The organism is Sphingomonas sp. MJ1 (PH-R8) (assembly GCF_048058635.1).
In the GTDB taxonomy this organism is placed as follows: domain Bacteria; phylum Pseudomonadota; class Alphaproteobacteria; order Sphingomonadales; family Sphingomonadaceae; genus Sphingomonas.
In genome coordinates, this window is the sequence record NZ_JBBEFX010000037.1 from 1 (window position 1) to 2776 (window position 2776).

General features: G+C 63.5%; 3 protein-coding genes. All 3 read right to left on the minus strand.

Features of this window, described 5'->3' with window-relative positions; all coding sequences use genetic code 11:
- A partial coding sequence (locus tag VPH46_RS16035) for a GumC family protein (RefSeq protein WP_416612825.1) occupies positions 1-1638 on the minus strand: 1638 nt, incomplete at its 3' end.
- A 21-nt stretch (positions 1639-1659) separates the two neighbouring features.
- Positions 1660-2373 (minus strand): polysaccharide biosynthesis/export family protein, encoded by a 714-nt coding sequence (locus VPH46_RS16040; RefSeq protein WP_416612827.1) that lies wholly within the window; start codon positions 2371-2373, stop codon positions 1660-1662.
- Positions 2374-2449: 76 nt separating this feature from the next.
- On the minus strand, positions 2450-2776 hold a 327-nt coding region (locus VPH46_RS16045), incomplete at its 5' end, for a hypothetical protein (protein WP_416612829.1).

The following is a 2776-nucleotide window of genomic DNA, read 5'->3' on the forward strand; positions in this document are numbered from 1 at the left end:
GCTGGTGACCGCGATCGTGCTCGGCACACCGTGGTGGGTGGTGAACGCCAGACGCGTCCGCAGCGACAGATAGGCCTCCGTCGTTGTCGATTTCGGATCGCGCAGATCCTCCAGCACGGTGTTGTTTTCCGACTTGGGGATCGTGCCGAGGAGCGGCACGCCGAAGGCCTGCTCCACATCGGCCGGATCGTTGATCCCCTGGTGAAGCTGCTCCAGCAACCATGCGATTCCCGCGCCCAGAAGCAGACCGAGCACTGCCGCAATGGCAAGGTTCAGCAGCAGGTTCGGGCTGGATGGGACACGCGGCAGCTCGGCCTTGTCGACGATCGAAATGTTGTTGGTGCCGATCCCGCCGGCGACCCCGATCGTCTTGTACCGCTGAAGCAGCGCATCATAGAGCTGCTGGTTGGTGTCCACATCCCGCTTGAAGATATTGTACTGGATGCTGCGGCGGCGCACGTCCAGCAGCGACGACTTCAGGCCATTTACCCGCTCCGAAAGCGCCTGCTCGCGCGCCAGGCTGGCTTCATATTGCCCGCGGACACTGCCGGAAACCCGACGTTCCTCGGTGCTGATCGCCCGGTCAAGCTGGGTGATCTGCTCCTGCAGCGCCTTGGCCGGCGGATAGTCCGGCTCGAAGTTCTGCATCAGCTTGGCATATTCGCCGGAAAGCTCCGCCCTTGTTTGCCGCAGACCCGAAATGGCGCTGTTCTGCAGCGCTTCCGGTCCGCTCATCGGCGCGCTCAGACGGCTCTGGGCCTGCACGCGATCCGCAGTGGCCTGCGCCAGCGCGGCATTGAGGGCGGCCAGATCATCGGCGGCGAGCGACCGTTCACCCGTGGCACCGCTTTCGCCCGACGTCGCGCTGGGCAGGTTTACGATGCCTTCTTGCGAGGCATAGTCGACCAGGCGCCGCTCCGATGCGTCGATGCGGGTACGCAGCTGCGCCAGGCGCCCTTCCAGGAACTCGCGTGCATAGGAGCTTTCCTCGAAGCGCCGCTCGAGCGTCTGCTCGATGAACAGCCGGCCCCAAGCGTTCACGATCTTCTGCGACAAAGCCGGATCCGGGCTGCTGAACCGCAGTTCGACCAGGCGCGACAGTCGAACCGGCTCGACATCCAGATGCTGCAGCAGTGCCGTGCCCGCGATCCGGATCCGCTCGTCCTTGTTTGGAGCCCCGTTCGTCAGCTTGGCCTCTTCGAACCAGTCGTCGGCCTGCGACACGCCCATCATGTCGAAAAAGGCTGCGCTGTCCGCCAGCCCCAGTTCGCGCGCGACCCGCTGCGAAAGCGAATCTGAGCGCAGCAATCCATATTGGGTTTCGTAGAACTCGACGTCGCGCGATGCGGTCGCCGCCTGCGCCTGGTCGAGTTCGACCAAGCCGCCGGATTCCCGCCGGATCTCGATGGTGGTGCTCGCCGTGTAGCGGGGCGACATCAGCAGCGTCACGATAAGCCCTAGGACGAGGCAGCCGAGCAGCGAACCGATCAACAGCCACCGCCGGCGCAGCGCGATCGTGATCAGCCGGCTGACGATCGACGGGCCCGTGTTCTCGGGCCTTGCGGAAGCGTGCAGCGCCGAATTCTCATGCTGCACGGCAGGAAGGCCGGCAGGTTGCCGGGCGGGGATCATGCTCATTTTCTATGCTCCACCGGCAAATTAACGGATCAGCGCCACAACCGGGGACACGATCAATGGTGCGGCCGACAGGATATCGCGGAACGTCCGGCGAGCGCTGGAATCGCCCACTTCGATCAGGTCGTTGGCAAAAACCTCCGGATCCTCGTAGGCTCCGGATCGGATCGCACCGATGTTGTACAGCGCGGCCATCTGCTGACCGTTCACACGGCGGAACACGACGACATAGTCCTTGGCCGCAAACTCGGTGGTCCCCTGCGCCACGGCAATGGCACGCATCAGCGTCATGCGGCCCGTAACCGGGTAGAGGCCAGGCACCTTTACCTGGCCGTTGACGGCGATCTTCTGGTTCACAGAATCGACGTTCACGATCGCGTGCGGATCCCGCACATATTTTCCGCGCAGCCGTGCTTCCACGAGGGTTGCGAGTTGGCCAGGAGTCTGGCCCGCTACATTGAGTTCACCGATCAGCGGCAGCGACGCGCGGCCGCTGGCATCCACCTGAACGGTTCGCTGAAGTTCGGGAACCCCATAGACGTCGACAGAAATGCGATCGAACGGCCCCACCACATAAGCCCGCTGCTCCAGGATCAGATCCTGGCCTGCCGGCGGCGGCAATTGCCCATCGGGAACGAGCGTGAGGTCGGGGCGCCCAATGAACTTGGGATCGCTTGCGCAAGCTGACAGAAGGGCCACCGTCAGGAGTGCCGCGCTAAACCGATACGACTTTTTCACTGAACCTCGACATGGTTAGGCGGCTGCGTAGACCCGCATCCGATAGCTCCCCTTGAAAAGGGGGTAAAGCCCGCGACTAGAGGTCGCGTACCTCCGGTTTCGACCGCGGCCACTCCATCATGCCGCACAGCAGCGCGAACACTGCGGCGAGCAGCGGCGTGCGCAGTGGATAGTCCACGAGGCTGGCAGCGCTCAGGATCAGTACGCCGAAAAAGGCGGCCCTAGCTGTCCAGATGCGGCTGCCGACCCGTTCTGCCTGCGGCCGCCATATGCCCAGTGCGCGCCAGCAGAACCAACCCAGAAATCCGACAAGCACCAGTAGCGCGGCCACACCGCCATCGAGGAAGATCTCCACCAGATCATTGTGCGCGTGATTGAAATAGGCGGGATTGAGGTTGAACTC